Source organism: Phytohabitans flavus (genome assembly GCF_011764545.1).
GTDB lineage: Bacteria > Actinomycetota > Actinomycetes > Mycobacteriales > Micromonosporaceae > Phytohabitans > Phytohabitans flavus.
Genome location: NZ_AP022870.1, coordinates 2,513,727 through 2,535,103, shown reverse-complemented (window position 1 = coordinate 2,535,103; position 21,377 = coordinate 2,513,727). Strand labels below are relative to the sequence as shown.

Below are 21,377 nucleotides of genomic sequence, written 5' to 3'. Positions count from 1 at the left end.
GCCGCCGACAGCGGCTAGGCGACACCCGGCCGGGCCGCCCGACGATAGGTAGACCGCACGTCCGGCCAGGTGGTCGACAGCGGTTGGACACACCGCCCGGGCAGGCCGCCGAAGGGCGGTAGGCGCGCACGTGGCCGGGCCGCCAATGGCGGCCCGGCCACGCTCCCGGAGGGGGTCAGATCATCCAGCGGTTCTTCTGGACGAGAGGCAAGCGGGCCCAAACCCGGCCCAGCCCCCAGGTGTGCCCGGCGTAGGTGAGCGCGAGCACGGCCAGGACGAGCGCGTAGATCAGGTGGTAGTCCATGAACGGGTTGGTCGACCCCGACGCCTCACCAGCCGCCGTGAACCGGTCGGGCGGGAACTCCGCCGCCCACATCATCACCATGATCAGCGAACCAGCCGCCGCCGAGACGCGCAGGCCGACACCGGCGATCAACGCGATACCGACCGCGCCCATACCGACCATGAAGAGGGTGTCGGCCCACCAGGCGCCAGCGATGCTGTGCGCGATCGACTGGAACGGACCAACCCCGACGTGGGACAGGAAGCCCTTGGTGGGCGAACCGCCGTTGACCCAAGCCCGCTCGCTCGCGGTCGAGAAGCCGAGCCCGAACGTCTTGTCCAGGAACGCCCACAAGAACACGAACCCGGTACCGACCCGCAGCACAGCCAGCGCACGGGCCGCGGAAGTGGTGAGCATGTGGCCGGGAGCCTCGGCCTTCTCCAGAGTGTGGGCCGGCACCTTGACCTGACCGCTGTTGGTGGTGGACATCGTCGCCTCCGGGATGGAAGTCCTTGACTTGTTGACACCTACAGCCTCGCGTTCACCGGCCGCCGGCACCCGGGCCGTGACTCCCCACCTCGGCGGGACCAAAGTCCCCAACACCACGGGACCCTCGGTTTCGCTCACGTAGATAAAAGTTTGAGTCTTTCGATCGAAAGATGTGGCGGCGCCGACGAATGTGGTCGATGATGTCCCCTATCGCCATGATCGAGGTTCATCTCTCCGCCACCGGGCAGGCACCCTCGGCGCGGTCTCGACGGCGATCGCCCACGAGCACCGTTCCAAGGAGGAAGGAAATGCCCCTTCGCCCCCCACGAGCGCGCCGCCTCGTCGCGCTTCTCGGTGCCGCGCTCCTCGGCCCGCTGATGGCCACCGGCACGTCGCCGGCCCCTGCCCGGGCCGCCGACCTGCCGCCTCAGGAGCCCGGCGTAACCCTGCGCACGTACGACATACGGGTGCCGCTCGCCGAGATCTGCACCCTCAAGCCCGGACAGACACCGAACGTCGACAAGCTGATGCCGGTCATCGACTGGTCCAGCGCGGCCGACTTCGGCTTCGAGGACAACTTCCTCACCCACGCGCTGGCCAACATCGACATCCCGGCCGCGGGTGCGTATACGTTCCGCCTGACCAGCGACGACGGCTCCCGGCTGTACATCGACGACGCGCTGGTGGTCGACCACGACGGCCTGCACGGCGCCACGCCGAAGGACGGCACGGTCACGCTGACCGAGGGCTACCACGCGCTGCGGGTGGAGCACTTCGAGGCCGGCGGCGGCCAGCAGCTCACCCTGTCGTGGCAGCCGCCGGGCGCCGCGGCGTTCGCCGTCGTACCCAACTCGGTGCTGAGCACGGACGCCGGCGTCGTCCGGGTGACCGCGCCGGGGTACAAGGCGTGCCAGGGTGTCGCCGACGCGCCGGGAGACGGCCTCCCGCTGGAGTCGGTGCACCCCGGTTACACCCTGACCGACCTGCGGCCCGCCGGCTTCGAGCCGCAGGTCACCGGGATGGCCTGGACCGCCGACGGCCGGCTGGTCATCAGCACCTGGGGCGGCAGCGACAAGCTCCTCGGCGAGGTGTACATCGTGGACGGTGCGACCGGCGCGACCGGCCCCGCCCAGGTCACGTACAAGAGGATCGCGAGCGGCCTGAAAGAGCCGATGGGCGTGGCGGTCGTCGACGGCATCGTCTACGTGTCCCAGAAGCACGAGCTCACCGAGCTGCGCGACACGAACGGTGACGAGGTCGCCGACGAGTACCGCACGCTGGCCACCTGGCCGTTCGGCGGCAACTTCCACGAGTTCGCGTTCGGCCTGCTCTACAAGGGCGGCAACTTCTACCTCAACCTCTCGGTCGCGATCAACCTGGGCGGCGCCACCACCAACCCGCAGCCCGCGCCGAACCGGGGTACCAGCATCGTGGTGAACCGGCGCACCGGCAAGATCAGCTACGCCGCCGGCGGCCTGCGCACCCCGAACGGCATCGGCTGGGGCCCGGACAACGACCTGCTCGTCACCGACAACCAGGGTGGCTGGCTGCCCGCTTCCAAGCTCGTCCGGATCGAGCAGGACACGTTCTTCAACCACTACACGAACCCGGCTGGGCCGTTCGACGCCAACCCGGTGACCCGCCCGATCCTGTGGCTGCCACAGAACGACATCGCCAACTCCCCCAGCACGCCGGTACTGCTCAAGTCGGGGCCGTACCGTGGCCAGCTCCTGATCGGCGACGTCACGTACGGCGGGCTTCAGCGCGCGTACCTGGAGCAGGTGCACGGCGAGTACCAGGGCGCGGTCTTCCGGCACACCCAGGGACTCGAGGCCGGCGTCAACGAGGTCAACATCGGCCCGGACGGCGCGATCTACGTCGGCGGCCTCGGCGCGGGCGGCAACTGGGGACAGCCCGGCAAGCTCGCGTACGGGCTTCAGAAGCTGACCCCGAACGGCACCAACGTGTTCGACATGAAGTCGATGAGCGCGACCCGCGACGGCTTCAAGATCGAGTACACCCGCCCGCTCTCCACCGCCACCATCGAGAGCATCGCGCAGGGCTACCGCCTCGCGCAGTGGCGGTACGCGCCCACCCCGGCGTACGGCGGCCCGAAGATCGACGAGGAGGCGCTGACCGTCACCGGTGTGAAGGTCTCCGCCGACCGCAAGATCGTCACGCTGACCGTCGACGGCCTCCAGCGTGACCGTGTGGTGCACCTGCGCTCGCCCCGCCCGTTCACCGCCGCCAACGGTGAGGAGCTGTGGAACACCGAGGCCTGGTACACCCTGAACGAGATCCCCGGCCCCCAGCCGGACCGGGTCTTCTACGAGGCCGAGGAAGGCCACCGCGAGGGCGGCGCCGGGCTGAACACGGACCACCGCGGCTACTCGGGCGTCGGTTTCGTTGACGGGTACGGCTCGTTGAACGCGGCCACCACCATGCACGTCGAGGTGAGCGAGGCCGGCGAGTACGAGGTCGGGCTCCGCTACAGCAACGGACCCAACCCGTTCCGGGGCGACAAGTCGGTGAGCATCCACGTCAACAGCCGCAAAGTGCGACAGACCGTGCTGCCCACGACGGTCACCTGGGACGAATGGGCCACCAAGACGGAACGGCTCACGCTGCGCCGGGGCGTCAACGCCATCCAGTACCGGGTGGACGCCACCGACACCGGCCACGTCAACCTGGACCTGATCTCGGTGCGCAAGCCGGGCGAGCGGATCGTCCTGTTCGACGGCGGCTCCCGCGCGGAGTGGCAGCACACCGACGGGCGTACCGCGAGCTGGCCGCTCGTACCCGGCGATGCGATGGAGGTCCGCAACGGCGACCTGCGCACCAAGCAGGCGTTCGGTGACTTCCGGCTGCACGTCGAGTTCAAGGTGCCGCTCCTGCCGCCCGACGTGACCGGGCAGAACCGCGGCAACAGCGGCGTCTACCTCCAGGAACGGTACGAGGTCCAGATCCTCGACTCGTACGGCGACCCGACCTTGGACAACAACGAGGCCGGCGCCATCTACCTCCAGAAGCCGCCCGACGTCAACGCGGCCACGGCGCCGGAGACCTGGCAGGCGTACGACATCGAGTTCCGCGCCGCCCGCTACGGCAGCGACGGCGCCAAGACCGAGGATGCCCGGGTCACCGTCACCTGGAACGGCGTGGTCGTCCACGACAACGTCGCCATCACCGGACCCACCGGCGGCAGCATCCCCGAAGGCCCGGCGACCGGGTCGATCCGGCTCCAGGACCACCAGAACACCGTGCAGTACCGCAACATCTGGATCGAACCCCTCACCTGACCGCTCAGCGGTAGCGTGCCGGGCCGGCTCACGGCCCGGCACGCTCGCCGCGGGTCAAGGCATTGACGAGCGCGTCCGGGTCGGCGACGGTGACCGTCACCGCGGGATGGCGCAGCCACCCGCCGGGCGCGAGCGCGGGCACCGGGGAGGCGAAGCTGACGCAGACGCCCGGGCCGGTACTCGTACCGAAGGTGACACCCCGGTCGACCATCGAGAGCCGCGGACCGAGGCCCCGCCACCACCGGTACGGGCCGGTCCGCCGGGCGGAGACCACGTTCGCCCGGGTGGTCGTCAGCCGCCAGAAGCCAAACCTGATCTCGAACCTGCCGTCCGCCAGCACCACCCACGCGGTCGCCGGGGTAACGCCGATCACCGCCAGCGGCAACCGCGCCGACGTGAGGAAGTCGAACGCGAACCGGGTTTCACCTGCTGGTGCAGTGTTCGGTCCCATTGCTTGCCGGTTACCCACGACTGCCCGCCCACTAACCCGCTCCACTTGTGCGGTCGGCGCCGTTCGGGAGTACCGGTCGGGGTGTCCGCGCAACCGTCGGGGGCCGTTGCGGGCTGAGGGGCCGGTAAAGTGAGGTTCGTGGCGGGTGGTACCAGCACCGGTCGCGTCATCCATCTGGCGCGGCCCAACCGCCCTGTGCTCGTTGCCGACAGTCTCGACGAGCTCGTCGGCCCCGACCACGGTGGGGTTCAGCTTCCGCAGCGCCTGATGTGGAATCCCAACCGGCGTTTCGACCTCGACGACCCCGACCTGCTCCTGTGGATGTACGAGAACGTGCTGCGCGAAGCGATCCGCCGCGACGAGCTACGCCAGTGGATCAACGGGCGCGTCCTGGCCCGGGTCTGGCCACAGCTCAACCTGCCGCGTCCCGTCCGGCAAGCCTGGGAGACCCGCCACCCGCGGCTGCGTCCTGCGGCATGACCTCGGGACCGCGTGGGTAGGCGCGGGTCGGGCTCAGTCGGGGTGGATTCGGGGCGGCCGCTTTGTAGGCGGTAGCCCATGCCGGGCTCGGTGAGCAGGTGCTTGGGGTGGGCCGGGTCGGCCTCCAGCTTGCGGCGTAGCTGGGCCATGTACTGGCGCAGGTAGTGGGTCTCGTTCGTGTACGTCGGGCCCCACACCTGCTCCAGCAGCTGCCGCTGGCTCACCAGCTTGCCCGGGTGGCGGGCCAGGATCTCCAGCAGGTGCCACTCGGTCGGGGTGAGGCGGACCGCGCTGCCGTCCGCGGCGCGTACCACGCGGTCGGCGAAGTCCACTGTGTGCTGTCCGATGTGGAGCTGTGACCTGTCGCCACCGGCCGGCGAGGATACGCGGCGGGTGGCGGCGCGGATGCGGGCCAGAAGCTCGTCCACGCCGAAGGGCTTGGTGATGTAGTCGTCGGCGCCGCCGTCGAGCGCGGCTACCTTGTCGGCGCTGCTCGCCCGTCCGGAAAGGACAATCACCGGAACGGCGGTCCAGCCGCGCAGCCGGCGGATGACCTCGACACCGTCCACATCGGGCAGTCCTAAGTCGAGCACGACAAGGTCGGGCGGACGGCGGGCGGCGGCCTCCAGCGCGGTCGCGCCGTCTGCGGCGGTGTCCACGTCGTAGCCGCGGGCGCGCAGGTTGATGCGCAGCGTACGCAGGATCTGCGGTTCGTCGTCGACGACCAGGATGCGGGCCATCTAGCCTCCTTCACGTCCGTCGCTGGCAGGCTCGGAAGCCGTGCGGGGGCGGCGCTGGATGCGTTCGAGAATCGCCCGGTCCGCCAGCGCGGTGGCCTCCTCCTCGCTGGCCGCGACCGGCGGCTCGGCCGACGGCAGGCGCAGCACCATCGTCAGGCCGCCGCCGGGCGTGGTGTCCGGGGTCAGGGTGCCGCCCATCGCCTCGGCGAGGCCCGGGACAGGGCGAGGCCGAGACCGACGCCGCTGTGGTTGTCCCGGTCGCCGAGCCGCTGGAACGGCATGAACATGCTGCCCCGCTGGTCCTCCGGTATCCCCGGCCCGTGGTCCACCACCCGCAGCTCGACCTGCCCGTCCAGGTCACTGGCGGTGACGGTCGGCGGGCGGTCGGGCGGGCTGTAGCGGAGCGCGTTGCCGATGACGTTGACAAGGACGCGTTCCAGCAGCGCGGGGTCGGCGCGGACGGCGGGCAGGTCGTCCGGGTACCGCATGCGCACCGTCCGCCCCGGTCGCCCAGCTCGTCGAGCGCGCGCGGTACGGCGTCCTCGATGCCGATCTCGGCGAGCGTGAGACCGAGTACACCGGCCTGGAGGCGGCTCATGTCCAGCAGGTTGGCGACAAGGCGGCCGAGCTTGTCCAGCGACTCGTCCGCGGCGGCGAGCAGCTCCTCGCGGTCGTCGTCGGAGAAGTCGACGTCGTGGCTGCGCAGGCTGGTCACCGCGGCCTTGGCGGAGGCGAGCGGGGTACGCAGGTCGTGGCTGACCGCGGCGAGCAGCGCGGTGCGCATCTTGTCCGCCTCGGCGAGCGGCTGGGCCTTGGCTGCCTGGGCGGCGAGGCGTTCCTGGCGCAGCGCCAGCGCGGCCTGCGCGGCGAACGCCTCCACGACGCGCCGGTCCTCGGCGGCGAGCGGGCGGCCGCGCAGCACGAGCGCGAGGTTGTCGTCGACCGGTACGTCCACGTCGCCCTCCCCCGGCGCGGCGCACGGCTTGTCGCCGACCGTCGCGGCGACCTGCCAGGCGTCCGGGTCGCGCTGTCGGTCCGGGGCCACGGGCACGTCGGGGCGGCGTTCGAGCAGGGTGACCGATCCGAGGCCGAACAGCTCGCGCAGGCGTTCCAGCAGGGCCGGCAGCGGGCGGGCGCCGCGCAGCACGCTGCCCGCGACGGTGGCGAGGGTGGAGGCGTCCGCGCTGGCCCGGGCGGCTTCCCGGGTACGGCGTGCGGCGGTGTCCACGACCGCGCTGACCGCGACCGCGATGATCAGGAACACGGCGAGGGAGAGCAGATTCTCCGTCTCGGCGATGGTGAACCGGCGGATCGGTGCCGTGAAGAAGTAGTTGAGCAGCAGCGAGCCGGCCGCGGCGGTGAGCAGCGCCGGCCACATCCCGCCGACCAGCGCCACGAGGATGACCCAGGCGAGGTAGAAGAGGATGTCGCTGGCCAGCGCCAGCTCGCCGCGCTCGACCCAGAGCAGGAGGGTCAGCAGCGGCAGGCCGAAGACGGCGAGGCCGAAGCCGGCGAGCCGGCGCGGGCGGGAGAGCGCGGCCCGGCTGGAGATGATCGGGCGGCGGCGGCCCAGGCCGATCTCCTCATGGGTGACCAGGTGTACGTCGATCGCGCCGGACCGCGCGGTGGTCGTCACGCCGATGCCCGCGGCGAAGATCTGCGCGAGCCGGCCGCGGCGGCTGGCGCCGAGCACGAGCTGGGTGGCGTTGACGCCGCGGGCGAAGGCGAGCAGCGCGTCGGACACGTCGTTGCCCACGACCTGGTGGTACGTGCCGCCGAGCCCCTCCACGAGCAGCCGCTGGCGGGCCAGCAGCGCGGGGTCGGCACCGGCCAGGCCGTCGGCGCGGGTGACGTGTACGGCGAGCAGCTCGGCGCCCTTGTTGCGGGCGGCGATCCTGGCCGCCCGCCGGATCAGCGTGTCGCCCTCGGGCCCGCCGGTGAGCGCGACGACGACGCGTTCGCGGGTCTCCCAGGTACCGCCGATCCGGTTCTCGGCGCGGTACCTGTCGAGCTGCTCGTCGACCTTGTCGGCCAGCCACAGCAGCGCCAGCTCGCGCAGCGCGGTGAGGTTGCCGACCCGGAAGTAGTTGCCCAGCGCCGCGTCGACCTTGTCGGGCTTGTACACGTTGCCGTGCGCCATCCGCCGGCGCAGCGCCTCCGGTGTCATGTCGACGAGCTCGACCTGGTCGGCGCCGCGCACGATCGCGTCGGGCACGGTCTCCTGCTGTACGACGCCGGTGATCTGCTGTACCACGTCGTTGAGCGACTCCAGGTGCTGGATGTTGACCGTGGTCAGCACCGTGATGCCGGCCTCGAGCAGCTCCTGGATGTCCCGCCATCGCTTGGTGTTGCGGGAGCCCGGCACGTTCGTGTGCGCGAGCTCGTCGACGATCGCGACCTCCGGCCGGCGGGCCAGGACCGCGTCGACGTCCATCTCCTCGAAGGTGGTGCCGCGGTACGGAACCTGTGCCCGCGGCACCACCTCGAGGTCGCCGATCATGTCGGCGGTGTGCCTGCGGCCGTGCGTCTCCACGAACCCGACCACCACGTCGGTGCCCCGGCTCTTACGGCGGTGGGCCTCCTCCAGCATCGTGAAGGTCTTGCCCACCCCGGGGCGGCGCCGAGGTAGATGCGCAGCTGACCACGTGCCATGACTCGATCTTCTCGCTTTACCGGGGGAACTCGCGGTCGAGGGCCAGGTTGAGCTGAAGCACGTTGACCGCGGGCTCACCCATGAAGCCGAGTGCCCGACCGTCGGTGTGCTCGTCGATCAGCCGCCGGACCGCGGCGACGTCGGTGGCCCGTTCCCGTGCGACGCGGGCCGCCTGGAGCTGCGCGTACGCGGTGCTGATGTGCGGGTCGAGGCCGCTGCCGCTGGCGGTGACCGCGTCCGCGGGTACCGCCGGCTTGGCGGGTGCGTCACCCCGGATCGGGACGATCAGGCCGCCCTCGGCGACGTAGTCGACCCCGACCTGGGCGCTCTGCACCGGCACACCCTGGTACGTGGCGATGAACGGGGTACCGGTCTGGTTGACGCTGACCACCCGGGTGATCGGGCCGGTGAGCCCGTCCCGGTGGAACACGGCCAGGACCGCGCCCACGCCGTCCGTAGTGCAGTACGGCCGGCTCCCGTCGACGCCCTCCAGCTCGCCCACAGCGACGCTTCGCGCGCACACCTGGGTGAGGAGGCTCTGGCGGTCCGCCGTGTCGATCACATCCTCGGGCCGAGGTTGCTGGCCGCGGTGGACGTCGGGTCGTACCCGTCGCCGGCGGCCGAGGGCCGGGACTGGAAGTACCTCGGGATCGGGTTGCCGTCGGCGTCGGTGAACGCCTGGCCGATGAGTCGGCTGCCCACTGTCTGGCCGGAGGCGTTCTCCACGAGGGAGCCCTCGGCCCGGCCGTGCAGCCCTGGGATGGTGCCGACGCCGACCATGACGAGCGGGTACGCCAGGCCGAGCAGAACGGTGAAGACGAGCAGCGCGCGAAGCGCCGCGAGGTGTTGGCCGAGCCATGCGGGAAGGCGCATCACTACATCCCTGGGAGGAACTGGACGACGAGCAGGTCGATGAGCTTGATGCCGATGAACGGTGCGACGATGCCGCCGAGGCCGTAGATCAGCAGGTTGCGGGTGAGCAGCTGGCTGGCGCTCGACGGCCGGTACCGGACGCCGCGCAGGGCCAGCGGGATCAGCGCGATGATGATCAACGCGTTGAAGATGATCGCCGAGGTGATCGCGGAGGCCGGCGAGTGCAGCCGCATGATGTTCATCGCGTCCAGCGACGGGTACACGGCCGCGAACATCGCCGGGATGATCGCGAAGTACTTCGCGATGTCGTTGGCGATGGAGAACGTCGTGAGCGCGCCACGGGTGATGAGCAGCTGCTTGCCGATCTCCACGATCTCGATCAGCTTGGTCGGGTCGGAGTCGAGGTCGACCATGTTGCCGGCCTCCTTGGCGGCCGACGTACCGGTGTTCATCGACACGCCCACGTCCGCCTGGGCCAGGGCCGGGGCGTCGTTGGTGCCGTCACCGGTCATCGCGACGAGCCGGCCGCCCTCCTGCTCCTTGCGGATCAGGGCGAGCTTGTCCTCCGGCTTGGCCTCGGCGAGGAAGTCGTCCACGCCGGCCTCGTCCGCGATCGCCTTGGCAGTGCGCGGGTTGTCGCCCGTGATCATCACGGTCCGGATGCCCATGCGCCGCATCTCGTCGAACCGCTCGCGCATGCCGGCCTTCACGACGTCCTTGAGGTGGATCACGCCGAGGGCGCGGGCCGGCTCGCCGCCGACCTGCTCGGCGACCACGAGCGGGGTACCGCCGGTGGACGAGATGCCGTCGACCACCGGTTCGACGTCGGTGACGGCGAGCCCACCGTTTTCGCGTACCCACCTCATGACGGCCGCTGCCGCCCCTTGCGGATCTTCCGGTCGTCGATGTCCACACCGGACATCCGGGTCTCCGCGGTGAACGGCACGAAGTGCGCGTGCGGCATAACGCCTTCGTCCCGGGCGCGCAGCCCGTACTCGTTCTTGGCGAGCACGACCACCGACCGCCCCTCGGGCGTCTCGTCGGCGAGGCTGGAGAGCTGCGCGGCGTCCGCCACCTGCGCGGCGGTGACGCCGCCGACCGGGATGAACTCGGATGCCTGCCGGTTACCCAGCGTAATCGTGCCGGTCTTGTCCAGCAGCAGCGTGTTGACGTCACCGGCGGCCTCGACCGCGCGCCCGCTCAGGGCGAGCACGTTGCGCTGGACGAGCCGGTCCATGCCGGCGATGCCGATCGCGGAGAGCAGCGCGCCGATCGTGGTGGGGATCAGCGCCACGAGCAGCGAGACAAGCACGATGCCGGTGACGCCGTCGCCGTTGATGGTGAGCGAGTCGGGCGCGGCCGCGTTGTAGTTCTTCGCGAAGATCGCCATCGGCTGGAGCGTGGCCACCGCCAGCAGGAAGATGATCGTGAGCGCGGCGAGCAGGATGTTCAGCGCGATCTCGTTCGGCGTCTTCTGCCGGGCGGCGCCCTCGACCAGCGAGATCATCCGGTCGAGGAAGCTCTCCCCCGGCCGCTGGGTGATCTTCACGACGATGCGGTCGGAGAGCACCTTGGTACCGCCGGTCACCGAGCTCCGGTCGCCGCCGGACTCCCGGATCACCGGGGCCGACTCGCCGGTGATCGCCGACTCGTCGACGCTGGCGATGCCCTCGATCACGTCGCCGTCACCGGGAATGACCTGGTCCGCCTCGACGACCACGATGTCGCCCTGCTTGAGCTGTACCGCGTCGACGGGCTCCTCGCGGACGTCGGCCGTACCCCAGCCGACGAGACGGCGGGCGACCGTCTCCTGCTTGGCCTTGCGCAGCGCGGCGGCCTGGGCCTTGCCCCGGCCCTCGGCGACGGCCTCGGCCAGGTTGGCGAAGACCACGGTGAGCCAGAGCCACACGGTGATCAGCCAGGCGAAGAAGGACGGGTCGGTGACGGCCAGGACGGTGGTGAACACCGCGCCGACCTCGACGATGAACATGACCGGGTTGCGCCACAGCGTGCGCGGGTCGAGTTTGCGCAGCGCATCCGGGGTCGACTGCCACAGCTGGGCAGGGCGCATCGCTACGCCGTTCATGAGAGTCCTTCCGCGAGGGGGCCGAGCGCGAGCGTGGGGAGGAACGTCAAGGCGATCAGAATCAGCACGACGCCGACGACCATGCCGACGAAGAGCGGCTTGTGCGTCGGGAGCGTGCCGGCAGACGCGGGCGTTGGCACCTGCCGGGCGAGGGAGCCGGCCAGGCCGAGCACCATGATGATCGGCAGGAACCGGCCGAGCAGCATCGCCAGCCCCAGCGCGATGTCCCACCACCAGGTGTTGACGGTGATGCCGCCGAACGCCGAACCGTTGTTGTTGCTCGCCGAGGTGAACGCGTACACGACCTCGGAGAAGCCGTGTGGGCCCACGTTGAGCGCCGTGCTGTTGTTGCCTGTCGCCATGGCGGCGGCCACGCCGACCAGCACGAGCGCCGGTGTGATGAGGAAGTACAGCGAGGCGAACTTGATCTCGCGGGCGCCGATCTTCTTGCCGATGTACTCGGGCGTGCGGCCGACCATGAGACCGGCCACGAAGACCGTCAGCACGGCGAGGATGAGCATGCCGTACAGGCCGGCACCGACACCGCCGGGCGCGACCTCGCCGAGCATCATGTTGATCATCGGCATCATGCCGCCGAGGGATGTGTACGAGTCGTGGAACGAGTTGACCGCGCCGGTCGAGGTGAGCGTGGTCGCCGCCGCGAAGGTGGCCGAGTTGGAGACGCCGAACCGGACGTCCTTGCCCTCCATCGCCGCGCCGACCGCCTGCGGCACCGTGCCGTTGTGGGCGAGCTCGAAGACGTTGGTCAGCACGATGCTGGCGATCGCGAGCGTCGCCATGACCGCGAGGATGGCGTACCCCTGGCGGTTCTGGCCGACCATGCGGCCGAAGACCCGGGGCAAGCTGAACGGGATCACGAGCAGCAGGAAGATCTCGAACCAGTTCGTCCAGGTGGTCGGGTTCTCGAACGGGTGTGCGGAGTTCGTGTTGTAGAAGCCGCCGCCGTTCGTACCCAGCTCCTTGATCACCTCTTGCGAGGCGACCGGGCCGCCGGTGATGTGCTGGCTTCCGCCGGTGAGGGTGGTGACGTCGGTACCGCCGGAGAGGTTCTGCACCACGCCGCCGACCATCAGCACGACCGCGCCGAGCACCGCCATCGGCAGCAGGATGCGGATCGTGATGCGGGTCAGGTCCACCCAGAAGTTGCCCAGCTGCTCGGTGCGGGACCGGGCGAAGCCGCGCACCAGCGCGACCGCGACGGCGATACCGACCGAGGCGGAGACGAAGTTCTGCACCGCGAGGCCGGCCATCTGCACCAGGTGGCCCATCGTGGACTCACCCGAGTACGCCTGCCAGTTGGTGTTTGTCACGAAGCTCACCGCGGTGTTCCACGCGACGTGGTTGGTGACCGGGTCGAAGCCGAGGGAGAGCCAGAGCTTGTCCTGCACGCGCGTGAAGGCGTACAGGAACAGGATCGAGATCGCGGAGAACGCGAGCACGCTCCGGGCGTACACGCCCCAGGTCTGCTCGCCGCTCGGGTTGACCCCGACCAGGCGGTAGGCGACCCGCTCGACGGCGGAGTGCTTGGTGCCCGCGACGACCCGGTACATGTAGTCGCCGACGAAGCGGTACGCCACCGCGAGGGCGACGACGAGGGAGATGACGAATACCGCGCCCATCAAAACCTCTCGGGGAAGAGAAGTGCCGCGACCAGGAAGATCGCGAGGGCGGCGGAAATGATCAGACCGATCAGGTTGACGGCGCTCACAGCCGCTCCACCGCCCGCACCACCAGCGCTAGTAGCGCGAAGAGCGCCACCGTCAACAGCACCAGGGCTATGTCAGCCACCGCGTGCCCCCTTCAGAAAAGCGTCGAGCTCTCGCGCGACCGCCGATCGGTCGCGCCGGGCAATAGAAACCTCGCGGCGGTCGCCCTGTAAGGGGTCTTGACGCCATCCATACGGGCCGGTCGCGTTTCTTGACGCGCTCCTGACGCGGCCCTGGTCAAACGCCGCTCGCCGTCAAGCAGCCGTCAAGATTGTGCGCCGCGACGTAGTGATCGCGTAGCGAAACGGGCAAGGCGCTCACCTGCCGCGCGGTGCTGCGCTGGATCGCCGAGGAGGGGCTGGGCCTGAGCGTCTGCTCAGCCGGCCAGCTCGCCGCCGCGGCGGCGGTCGGCTTCCCGGCCGAGCGGATCGTCCTGCACGGCGACGCGAAGACCCCCACCGACCTGGAACGCGCACTCGCCTACGGCGTCGGCACCACCGTTATCGAGTCTCCCTCCGAAGTGGCCCGGCTGGCCGCGCTCTGCCCGCGCCGTCAGAAGGTCTTGCTGCGCGTGCTGCCCGGTCCCGGCGCAGACCCGGCCGCTGCCCTACCCCCGGGCCCGGACGCCGACCGCTTCGGCCTACCGGCCGACTCCCTCGCCGGGATGCTGCGGCGGATCGCCGACCAGCCCGCGCTCGACCTGGCCGGCCTCGACTTCTACCTCGGCTCCCAGGTCGCCCGCTTCGGCGGCTACGAACGCGCCATCGACCAGCTCGTCGCGGTGGCCGCCCGGTCCGGGCTGCCGCTGCGCGAAATCAACCTCGGCGGCGGCCACGCGGTGCCCGGCACCGAGGCCGAGGCGGAGTTCGCGCTCCAGGCCTTCGCCGCCCGCGTGCGCACCATGCTCCAGATCTCCAGCCAGCGGTACGGGGTTCCCGTGCCACGACTGGTGGTCACACCCGGCCGGGCCATCGTGGCGCGCGCCGGCGTGGCGCTGTACCGGGTCCTGGCGGTTCGCCGGGACCCGGACGGCCACCAGCTCGTCGCCGTGGACGGCGGGCTGAGCGACAACCCCAGACCGGCCATGTACGGCGCCCGCTACACCGCCGCGCTTGTCGGCCGCGTCAGCCGCGACAGCACCCGACCCACCACAGTGGTCGGTCGGCACGACGAGGCAAGCGACGTGATCGTGCGGGACGCCGGGCTGCCCGGCGACCTCCGCCCCGGCGACCTGCTGGCGGTGCCCGGTTCGGGCGCCTATCACCTGCCGCTGGCTTCCAACTACAACCTTGTGCCGAGGCCGCCGCTGGTCGCCGTCCACGAGGGACAGTCGAAGCTGCTGGTACGGCGGGAGACCATCGACGACATCCTGCTCCGCGACCTCGACCCCATCTCGGCCCGCGACTGACCACTCATGCCGTCGCCGGGCCTCCTTCACGCTTAGAGGCTCCACAATGGAGGTTTGAGCTACCGCGATGATGCTCCTATGGATGTCAAGCGGCTAGTTCAAGATCGTTTGTTGTGATGTGTTGGTAGAGCTCGCGGGCGACGTATCGCTTGAGGCATCGGATGATTTCTTTCTTGGACAGGCCTTGCTTGGTGCGTCGTTCGGCGTAGGCGCGGGTGCGGGGGTCCCAGCGTAGGCGGGTGAGTACGACGCGGTAGAGGGCGGCGTTGGCTTGTCGGTCACCGCCGCGGTTGAGGCGGTGGCGGCTGGTTTTGCCGGAGCTGGCGGGGATGGGGGCGGCGCCGCAGAGCATGGCGAACGCGGCTTCGGAGGTGAGTCGGTCGTGGTTTTCGCCGGCGGTGACCAGTAGTTGGCCGGCGACGTCGGGGCCGACGCCGTGGACAGCGAGCAGGTCGGGGTTGATGGCGGCCACGAGGGGTTCAAGTAGTTCGTCGAGGTCGGTGATCTCGGCGGACAGTTGCTGGTGACGGCGGGCCAGGCAGCGTAGGGCGAGCTTGACGGCAGTGGCCGGCGTGGCGGCGTCGGCCCGGTCGGGCCGCAGGGTGGCGCAGGTCGCGATCAACTGCTTGACGTTCAGGCCACGCAGTCGGGCGCGTAGTTCGTCGGGGGCGGTGACGATCAGGGTTTTGATCTGGCGTTGGGTGTCGGCGCGTTGTTCGACCGCGCTGCGCCGGGCCACGCGTAGGTTGCGGAGGGCTTCGACGCGGCCGTCGCGTTGTTTGGGGGTTCCGGTGCGGTGGCCGGCCAGGGCGGTCTTGGCGGCTTGGACGGCGTCGATCGGGTCGGACTTGCCTTGCGAGCGGCGGGTCTTGCGGTCCGGGCGGTCGACCTCGATCACCTCGACGCCGGCGTTGCGTAGTTGGCGGGTCAGGCCGGCGCCGTAGGCGCCGGTGCCCTCCACCCCCACGCGGGCCAGTCGTCCGTGTCCGCGCATCCAGGCCAGCAGGGCCGTGTAGCCGGCTGTGGTGGCCGGGAACTGCTCAGTGCCGAGCACCCGTCCGACCAGGTCGATCACCGCGACGGTGTGCGTGTCGAGATGGGTGTCCACGCCACCGACGACCTCGATCGCGGCGGTGTCGGGTGTAATAGAGGGCATCGTCGTCCTGTCGTTCGTGACTGGGGGCAGGGCGGCACGCACCAGCCGGGCAACGCGGACAAGACAGAGACGGGGCCTCTAGCCAGGCTCCTATGAAGTCACAACGCCACGTCCAGTGAGTGCACGAGCACCTCCCGACCAGGGCCGACAGATCATCTTCCAAGACCCCAAGGTCAGTCCGCCGTCGGGTCAGACCCCGGACGGGAGGTGCTCACAAACATCATCTCTGTCCGCCGTGGTCCAGACCGTCGCTCCCGCGGCCTCACCCTTCGCGGTTGGCAAGCTCACCCCCGGGCCGCGGTCGGCCGACCGCGACCTTCACTGCCGGGTCCGCGCTCCGGACCGACCTTGACCTAGCCAGGCGGTTGGGCACAGGTCCGTCCAAGACAGACACGCGGCTTGCCTTGATCGACCCTACAACCGGACACCGGCTGGCAGATCGTGGTACCCAACCGCCCCCACAGGGGCAGCTGGATACCACGATCTGCCGCGCGGGCGCGGGGTCCCCGGGGAAACGTGGAGCGCAGCGGAGCGTTTCTTGGGGTGCTCTCCCGCGGCCTCACCCTCCGCGATCCACAAGCCATCCGACCCGTACGCCACCGACGGTGAGGTACGGGTCGGGCCATACCTATCGGGGTTCGCGCGCGGCTGGCCGAATATTCGGCTTAGGCTCGCCGCGCTCCTGCTCGCCGTCCAACTCGTGCCGGGCGTGCCGGATCCAGCGCTGCCCGAGGCCGAGCGCGGTCGCGACGGCGAGCACCGTCACGTGGCCGACGCTGGCCCCGCCGTCCCAGCTCAGCTCGCCGAACCGGTTGACGAGGAAACCGTTGAAAATCAGGTAGCCAACCAACGCCGTGGCGAGGGTCGCGCGCGTGCTCGTACTGAGGGCGGCGTATGCGCCCACCGCGACCGCCACGACGAGCAGCCGTCCCGACGTGTCGCCGCGCGGAAAGAGCACTGCCGCGCCGATGGTGGCGGCCATCGTCACCGCCGCGCCGGTCGCCACTCCGATGCCGAACGGGGTCCGCACCGCGCACTCCTGACCTCTTCGCGGCCGCTGATCGGCCGCGCCAAGCCATAGAAACGCCGTGGCTCCGCACGTGACGACGTTCTTGACGGGATACGTACGAGATGACAGCGGACTCTTGACGCGGCCCTCGACGCGGCACGCCACCTGGTCGCCGCCACGACGGCACCTCTGTGAGCCACATCAAGGTTGTGATGGCGCCATCATGGTGCCACTATGGTGCCATGGACTTGAGGCCGTACATCGAACAGCTGCGCAACGAGTTCGCGGTGGCCGCCGAGGGGGCCGACCCTGCGGGCCGGGCGCTGGCCGAGCGGCTCGTCACGCAACTGGAAGCGGCGACCCGGCTGACGCTGCTCGACGCGCTGTCCGATGCGACCGACGAGATCACCCGCGAGCTCGCTCCCGGGTCGGTTCACGTGCGGCTCCGGGGTCGGGAGCCCACCTTCGTGGTGGCGCTGCCCAGCTCACCGCTGGACGACGACGAGCGGGCCGCCGCTCCGGCCGCGCCACCGGCACCCATGCTGGCACCGGACGGTGATGAGGGCGGCACGTCGCGGATCAACCTGCGCCTGCCCGACCATCTCAAGGCCAGCATCGAGCAGGCCGCCGGCCGGGCCGGGCTGTCGGTCAACGCCTGGCTGGTGCGCGCCGCCGCCGCGGCGGTCGAGTCCGGCGATCCGCAGCGACTGCCACCGCGCCGTGGCGGGCCGAGCTCCGGCCAGCAGTTCACCGGCTGGGCGCGCTAGCCGCGCAGCCGATCCGCTCCCACCCTCTGACCAGCAACAACATCCACCGGGCACACCTTCGGGAGACCACCATGCCTGTTTTCGACACGCCAGAACCGATTGCCGTGCAGTTCGACCTGTCGGTCGGCGACACGTGGATCACCGCCACCGACCGGACCGACACCGTGGTGCGGGTCCGTCCCCGCAACGCGTCCAGCAAGGCCGACGTGAACGCCGCGGAGCAGACCACCGTCGAATACTCGGCCGGTCAGCTGACGATCAGGGCACCCAAGAGCTGGCGCCGATTCGGTCTCGGCAACGGCCCGTCAGTTGACGTGCGGGTCGAGCTGCCGAGCGGATCGACGGTGCAGGCTGAGGCGTTCTGGGCGGCGTTCCGGTGCGAAGGACGCCTCGGCGAGTGCCGGGTCAAGACCGGCGGCGCCGTCCGGCTCGACCAGACCGGGCCGCTGGAGGTCGATAGCAGCCACGGCGAGGTCGTGGTAGAGCGGGTCGACGGCGCGGCCCGGGTCACGTCCTCGTCCGGCAACGTGCGCCTCAGCGAGGTCGACGGCGCCGTCGAGGTCAAAAACTCGTCCGGCTCCTGCTGGATCGGGCAGAGCACTGGGGACGTGCGTGCCAAGACCGCGTACGGCGACGTCACCATCGACCGGGCGATGGCCTCGGTCACGGCCCGTAGCAACCACGGCAGCGTCCGAATCGGTGAAGTCGCGCGCGGAGCGGTCGACGTACAGACGGGCTACGGCGGCGTCGAGATCGGCGTCCGCCAGGGCAGCGCGGCATGGCTCGAACTCAGTTCCCGCCGCGGCCGGGTGCACAACGCGCTGGAGTCGACCGAAGGGCCGGGCCAGGACGACGACACCGTCGAGATCCGGGCGAGCACGCACTGGGGCGACATCCTCGTCCGCCGGGCCGCCTGACCACCCCTCTCGTCAAGAAACGAGGAACCATGACCGCGATCACCCTGACCGGCCTGCGCAAGTCCTATGGCGACAAGGTCGTGCTCGACGGCATCGACCTCCGGATCGCCGAAGGCACGATCTTCGCGCTGCTCGGCCCCAACGGCGCCGGCAAGACGACCACCGTGCAGATCCTGTCCACTTTGATCAACGCCGACGGCGGCGACGCCGCCATCCTCGGCCACGACGTGACCCGGGAGCCGGACGCGGTACGCGACCTGATCGGCGTCACCGGCCAGTTCTCCGCCGTGGACAACCTGCTCACCGGCCAGGAAAACCTGAACCTCATGGCCGACCTGCACCACCTGGACAAGGCGGCCCGCCGCCGGCGCACCGCGGAGCTGCTCCAGCACTTCGACCTGACCCAGGAGGCGGGCAAACCGGTATCCACCTACTCCGGTGGCATGCGTCGGCGGCTCGACCTCGCCATGACCCTCGTCGGGCGACCCCGCGTCATTTTCCTCGACGAGCCGACCACCGGCCTCGACCCGCGCAGCCGGCGCGGCATGTGGGACGTCATCCGAGACCTCGCCGCCGATGGCGTCACTATCTTCCTCACCACGCAGTACCTGGAAGAGGCCGACCAACTCGCCGACCACGTCGCCGTCCTCGACCACGGACGCCTGGTCGCCCAGGGCACCCCCGACGAGCTCAAGCGCCTGGTCCCCGGCGGTCACGTACGCCTTCAGTTCGCCGATCCGGACGAGTTCCAGTTCGCGTCCCAGGTGCTCGACGCACCCGTACGCGACGGCGAGGCCCTCACCATCCAGCTGCCCAACGACGGCAGCGTGCGTTCCCTGCGCGCCCTGCTCGACCAACTCGACCACGCCTCCGTCGACGCCGTGAGCCTGTCGATGCACCTGCCCGACCTGGACGACGTCTTCCTCGCCCTCACCGGTCACCCAAACCGCGAAAGGACCACCACGCCGTGACCACGCTGCCCCTCGCCGTGCGCGACTCCAACACGATGCTGCGGCGCAACCTGCTGCGCATGCGCCGCTACCCGTCGCTGACGTTCATGGTGATCGGTATGCCGGTCATCTTCCTGCTGCTGTTCGTCTACGTCTTCGGCGGCACGCTCGGCAACGGCCTCGGCGGAGCTTCGGGCGGCCGCGCGGCCTACGCCAACTACGTCGTACCCGGCATCCTGCTCATGGCCATCGCCGGCACCGCGCAGGGAACAGCGATAACGGTGGCCATGGACATGACCGAAGGCATCATCGCCCGGTTCCGTACGATGGCGATCTTCCGCCCGTCGGTGCTGACCGGCCACGTCGTCGGCGCCGTCATCCAGACCATGCTCGGCCTGGCGGTCGTCGTCGGCATCGCCCTGCTCGTCGGCTTCCGCCCGAACGCCAACCTGGTCGAATGGGTCGCCGCGGCCGGCGTACTGGCCATGACCGCCCTCGCACTCACCTCGCTGTCGGTCGCCCTCGGCCTCGTCGCCAAGACCGTCGAGTCGGCCAGCAACCTGCCCATGCCGCTGGTGCTGCTGCCATTCCTCGGCAGCGGCTTCGTCCCCACCGACTCGATGCCCACGGCGGTGCGCTGGTTCGCCGAGTACCAGCCGTTCACACCCATCATGGAAACCCTGCGCGGGCTGCTGCTCGGTACCGGGATCGGCGCCAACGCCATCGGCGCGGCCGCCTGGTGCGCGGCCATCACGGTGCTCAGCTTCTGGTGGGCCAAGTCGCGGTACAACCGCAACACCGCGCGCTGACAAGTCCTAGAGCCACCCACGGCGTTTGAAGACGCGATAGAGGACGAACGAGGCAATGAACATCACCGCGAGCGCCGCCGGATAGCCGAGCAGCCACTTCGTCTCGGGCATGTGCTCGAAGTTCATGCCGTACACGGTGCCGACCAGGGCCGGCGCGAAAAGGATCGCCGCCCACGCGGAGATCTTCTTGACCTCCTCGTTCTGCGCGTAGCTCGCCTCGGTCAGGCGCTTGACCTCCTCGTTCTGCGCCTGGCCGACGAGCGCCGCCTTGATGACGAGGATCGTCTGGTAGAACTCGATGACGCCTTGCAGGTATTCACGCTCCCCGTCGGCGAGGCTGCGGACCCGTTCGAAGCGGTCGGCGATGTCGGCGACCCGCTGGTGGCCGTCCTCGGAGATCCCGGTGAAAGCCGCCATCCGGCCGTAGATGGCGCTGCTCAGCGCGCTCATCGTGCGTACCGCGAGCAGGCCGTGCCGGGCCCGGAAGAGCTCGTTGAGAAACTCCTCGGGCTCGCCGACGTTGCCGCCGGTTACCCGCTGCTCAAGCTGCCACACGTCGGTCGTGACCGTCTCGATGTACGCCTCCTGGTTACGGGTGAGCGCGGAGGCGATCGCGTGCGACAGGTCGAACGGGGTGCGCGGGCGCAGCCGCCCCGACTCGATACGGGCCAGCACCGCGCCGGTCTCGCGGAGCGCGGCCTGCGGCTCGACCGCCGGGTTGAGCGGGCCGTGGACGGTGACCAGGTAGTTCTCCCCCACGAACTGGTCGAGCTCCAGGTAGTGCACGTGGCCGCGGCTGCCGCGCTCAGGTGCGTGCAGTACCACGAAGACGTGGTCGGGGTACGCGTGCACCTTCGGTACGCGGTTGCGCTCGACGCAGTCGGCCACGGCCATGGGGTGGAACTTGAAGACGTCCCGGAGCACCTTCGCCGCGGTCGGGTCGCAGCTCGGCACGTCGACCCAGATCAGCGCGGTGTCGTCGGCGAGCAGCGCGGGCAGGTCGGCGGCCGGCCGCTGCTCGATCCCGTCCTCGGTGATGAGTCGGACGTCCATGGCTGTACCCCTGTCAGCCGCCCACGTGGATCCGGGCGCGTCGGTCGGTGCGTGGTTCGCTCTTGCGCATGATCCCAGACCCTAACCGGCGGTCTGGCCCAGATGGGGGCGTTGCGCGCGGCTGGCGCATTGACCTACGCTGATTTCCGCGGTGAGCCGGGCAGAGATCAGCGGGTCCTTCGCGGACCCCTCCTGCCCCGGGCTCCCGGGGCCTCCCCTTTGAGGAA

14 protein-coding genes and 5 pseudogenes are annotated in these 21,377 nt (G+C 70.2%); 8 read left to right on the top strand and 11 right to left on the bottom strand.

Features of this window, described 5'->3' with window-relative positions; translation table 11 throughout:
* Positions 1 to 175 precede the first annotated feature (175 nt).
* On the bottom strand, positions 176 to 700 hold the full coding sequence (locus Pflav_RS10935) for a hypothetical protein (protein WP_377310742.1): 525 nt from the start codon (positions 698 to 700) through the stop codon (positions 176 to 178).
* Positions 701 to 1,080: 380 nt separating this feature from the next.
* Between Pflav_RS10935 and Pflav_RS10930 the strand changes: the two genes are divergently transcribed.
* The gene (locus Pflav_RS10930; protein ID WP_173035907.1) at positions 1,081 to 4,071 is read left to right on the top strand and encodes a 3-keto-alpha-glucoside-1,2-lyase-like domain-containing protein; all 2,991 of its coding nucleotides are present in this window, start codon (positions 1,081 to 1,083) and stop codon (positions 4,069 to 4,071) included.
* A 28-nt stretch (positions 4,072 to 4,099) separates the two neighbouring features.
* Here the strand turns inward: Pflav_RS10930 and Pflav_RS10925 are convergent, their stop codons facing one another.
* Positions 4,100 to 4,522, bottom strand: coding sequence for a hypothetical protein (locus Pflav_RS10925; RefSeq protein WP_173035905.1), 423 nt, complete (start codon positions 4,520 to 4,522; stop codon positions 4,100 to 4,102).
* A 138-nt stretch (positions 4,523 to 4,660) separates the two neighbouring features.
* Between Pflav_RS10925 and Pflav_RS45255 the strand changes: the two genes are divergently transcribed.
* Positions 4,661 to 5,002, top strand: coding sequence for a hypothetical protein (locus tag Pflav_RS45255; protein WP_232071237.1), 342 nt, complete (start codon positions 4,661 to 4,663; stop codon positions 5,000 to 5,002).
* 68 nt (positions 5,003 to 5,070) lie between these two features.
* Here the strand turns inward: Pflav_RS45255 and Pflav_RS10920 are convergent.
* The 6 genes and pseudogenes from Pflav_RS10920 to kdpF all read right to left on the bottom strand — a co-directional run.
* Positions 5,071 to 5,742: pseudogene (locus Pflav_RS10920) on the bottom strand (response regulator); the annotation flags it as partial.
* Between the two features lie 117 nt (positions 5,743 to 5,859).
* Positions 5,860 to 8,394: pseudogene (locus Pflav_RS10915) on the bottom strand (sensor histidine kinase); the annotation flags it as partial.
* A gap of 17 nt (positions 8,395 to 8,411) precedes the next feature.
* Positions 8,412 to 9,268, bottom strand: a pseudogene (locus Pflav_RS10910) (potassium-transporting ATPase subunit C).
* 2 nt (positions 9,269 to 9,270) lie between these two features.
* A pseudogene (gene kdpB / locus Pflav_RS10905) lies at positions 9,271 to 11,354 on the bottom strand (potassium-transporting ATPase subunit KdpB).
* Positions 11,351 to 12,994 carry a potassium-transporting ATPase subunit KdpA gene (kdpA, locus tag Pflav_RS10900; protein ID WP_173035903.1) on the bottom strand — a complete coding sequence of 548 codons (1,644 nt, stop codon included), beginning with the start codon at positions 12,992 to 12,994 and terminating at the stop codon, positions 11,351 to 11,353. The pseudogene kdpB and the gene kdpA overlap by 4 nt, the downstream one beginning before the upstream one ends.
* Positions 12,994 to 13,083: a K(+)-transporting ATPase subunit F gene (gene kdpF, locus Pflav_RS45250; protein ID WP_173035901.1), complete on the bottom strand. Its 90-nt coding sequence runs from the start codon at positions 13,081 to 13,083 to the stop codon at positions 12,994 to 12,996. Before kdpF ends, kdpA begins: the two co-directional genes overlap by 1 nt.
* Positions 13,084 to 13,403: 320 nt before the next feature.
* Here kdpF and Pflav_RS47335 point away from each other — a divergent pair.
* A pseudogene (locus tag Pflav_RS47335) lies at positions 13,404 to 14,048 on the top strand (diaminopimelate decarboxylase family protein); the annotation flags it as partial.
* The gene (locus Pflav_RS47330) at positions 14,031 to 14,489 is read left to right on the top strand and encodes a diaminopimelate decarboxylase family protein (RefSeq protein WP_269474616.1); all 459 of its coding nucleotides are present in this window, start codon (positions 14,031 to 14,033) and stop codon (positions 14,487 to 14,489) included. The pseudogene Pflav_RS47335 and the gene Pflav_RS47330, both read left to right, overlap by 18 nt.
* Positions 14,490 to 14,574: 85 nt before the next feature.
* Here the strand turns inward: Pflav_RS47330 and Pflav_RS10885 are convergent, their stop codons facing one another.
* Positions 14,575 to 15,645, bottom strand: a complete 1,071-nt coding sequence (locus tag Pflav_RS10885) for an IS110 family RNA-guided transposase (RefSeq protein ID WP_173035897.1) — start codon at positions 15,643 to 15,645, stop codon at positions 14,575 to 14,577.
* A 628-nt stretch (positions 15,646 to 16,273) separates the two neighbouring features.
* The gene (locus tag Pflav_RS10880; RefSeq protein ID WP_173035895.1) at positions 16,274 to 16,675 is read right to left on the bottom strand and encodes a hypothetical protein; all 402 of its coding nucleotides are present in this window, start codon (positions 16,673 to 16,675) and stop codon (positions 16,274 to 16,276) included.
* A gap of 221 nt (positions 16,676 to 16,896) precedes the next feature.
* On the opposite strand from Pflav_RS10880, the gene Pflav_RS10875 reads away from it, so the two are divergent.
* The 4 genes from Pflav_RS10875 (at position 16,897) to Pflav_RS10860 (ending at position 20,097) form a co-directional block, all read left to right on the top strand.
* Entirely contained in the window at positions 16,897 to 17,421 is a 525-nt protein-coding gene (locus Pflav_RS10875) for a hypothetical protein (RefSeq protein WP_173035893.1), read from the top strand.
* Between the two features lie 71 nt (positions 17,422 to 17,492).
* Positions 17,493 to 18,338 (top strand): DUF4097 family beta strand repeat-containing protein, encoded by an 846-nt coding sequence (locus tag Pflav_RS10870; protein ID WP_173035891.1) that lies wholly within the window; start codon positions 17,493 to 17,495, stop codon positions 18,336 to 18,338.
* A 29-nt stretch (positions 18,339 to 18,367) separates the two neighbouring features.
* On the top strand, positions 18,368 to 19,309 hold the full coding sequence (locus Pflav_RS10865; protein ID WP_173035889.1) for an ATP-binding cassette domain-containing protein: 942 nt from the start codon (positions 18,368 to 18,370) through the stop codon (positions 19,307 to 19,309).
* Positions 19,306 to 20,097 carry an ABC transporter permease gene (locus Pflav_RS10860; RefSeq protein ID WP_173035887.1) on the top strand — a complete coding sequence of 264 codons (792 nt, stop codon included), beginning with the start codon at positions 19,306 to 19,308 and terminating at the stop codon, positions 20,095 to 20,097. The genes Pflav_RS10865 and Pflav_RS10860 overlap by 4 nt, the downstream gene beginning before the upstream one ends.
* Before the next feature lie 6 nt (positions 20,098 to 20,103).
* On the opposite strand, the gene Pflav_RS10855 is transcribed toward Pflav_RS10860, so the two are convergent.
* Positions 20,104 to 21,150, bottom strand: a complete 1,047-nt coding sequence (locus tag Pflav_RS10855) for a magnesium transporter CorA family protein (protein WP_173035885.1) — start codon at positions 21,148 to 21,150, stop codon at positions 20,104 to 20,106.
* Positions 21,151 to 21,377: the final 227 nt, after the last annotated feature.

Bases quoted from the DNA above. Each gene is read 5' to 3' on its own strand.
- Pflav_RS10870 (WP_173035891.1), top strand. From the start codon at position 17,493: ATGCCTGTTTTCGACACGCCAGAACCGATTGCCGTGCAGTTCGACCTG.
- kdpA (WP_173035903.1), bottom strand. From the start codon at position 12,994: ATGGGCGCGGTATTCGTCATCTCCCTCGTCGTCGCCCTCGCGGTGGCG.
- Pflav_RS10875 (WP_173035893.1), top strand. From the start codon at position 16,897: ATGGACTTGAGGCCGTACATCGAACAGCTGCGCAACGAGTTCGCGGTG.
- Pflav_RS10930 (WP_173035907.1), top strand. From the start codon at position 1,081: ATGCCCCTTCGCCCCCCACGAGCGCGCCGCCTCGTCGCGCTTCTCGGT.
- Pflav_RS10865 (WP_173035889.1), top strand. From the start codon at position 18,368: ATGACCGCGATCACCCTGACCGGCCTGCGCAAGTCCTATGGCGACAAG.
- Pflav_RS10855 (WP_173035885.1), bottom strand. From the start codon at position 21,150: ATGGACGTCCGACTCATCACCGAGGACGGGATCGAGCAGCGGCCGGCC.
- Pflav_RS10935 (WP_377310742.1), bottom strand. From the start codon at position 700: ATGCTCACCACTTCCGCGGCCCGTGCGCTGGCTGTGCTGCGGGTCGGT.
- Pflav_RS10885 (WP_173035897.1), bottom strand. From the start codon at position 15,645: ATGCCCTCTATTACACCCGACACCGCCGCGATCGAGGTCGTCGGTGGC.
- Pflav_RS10925 (WP_173035905.1), bottom strand. From the start codon at position 4,522: ATGGGACCGAACACTGCACCAGCAGGTGAAACCCGGTTCGCGTTCGAC.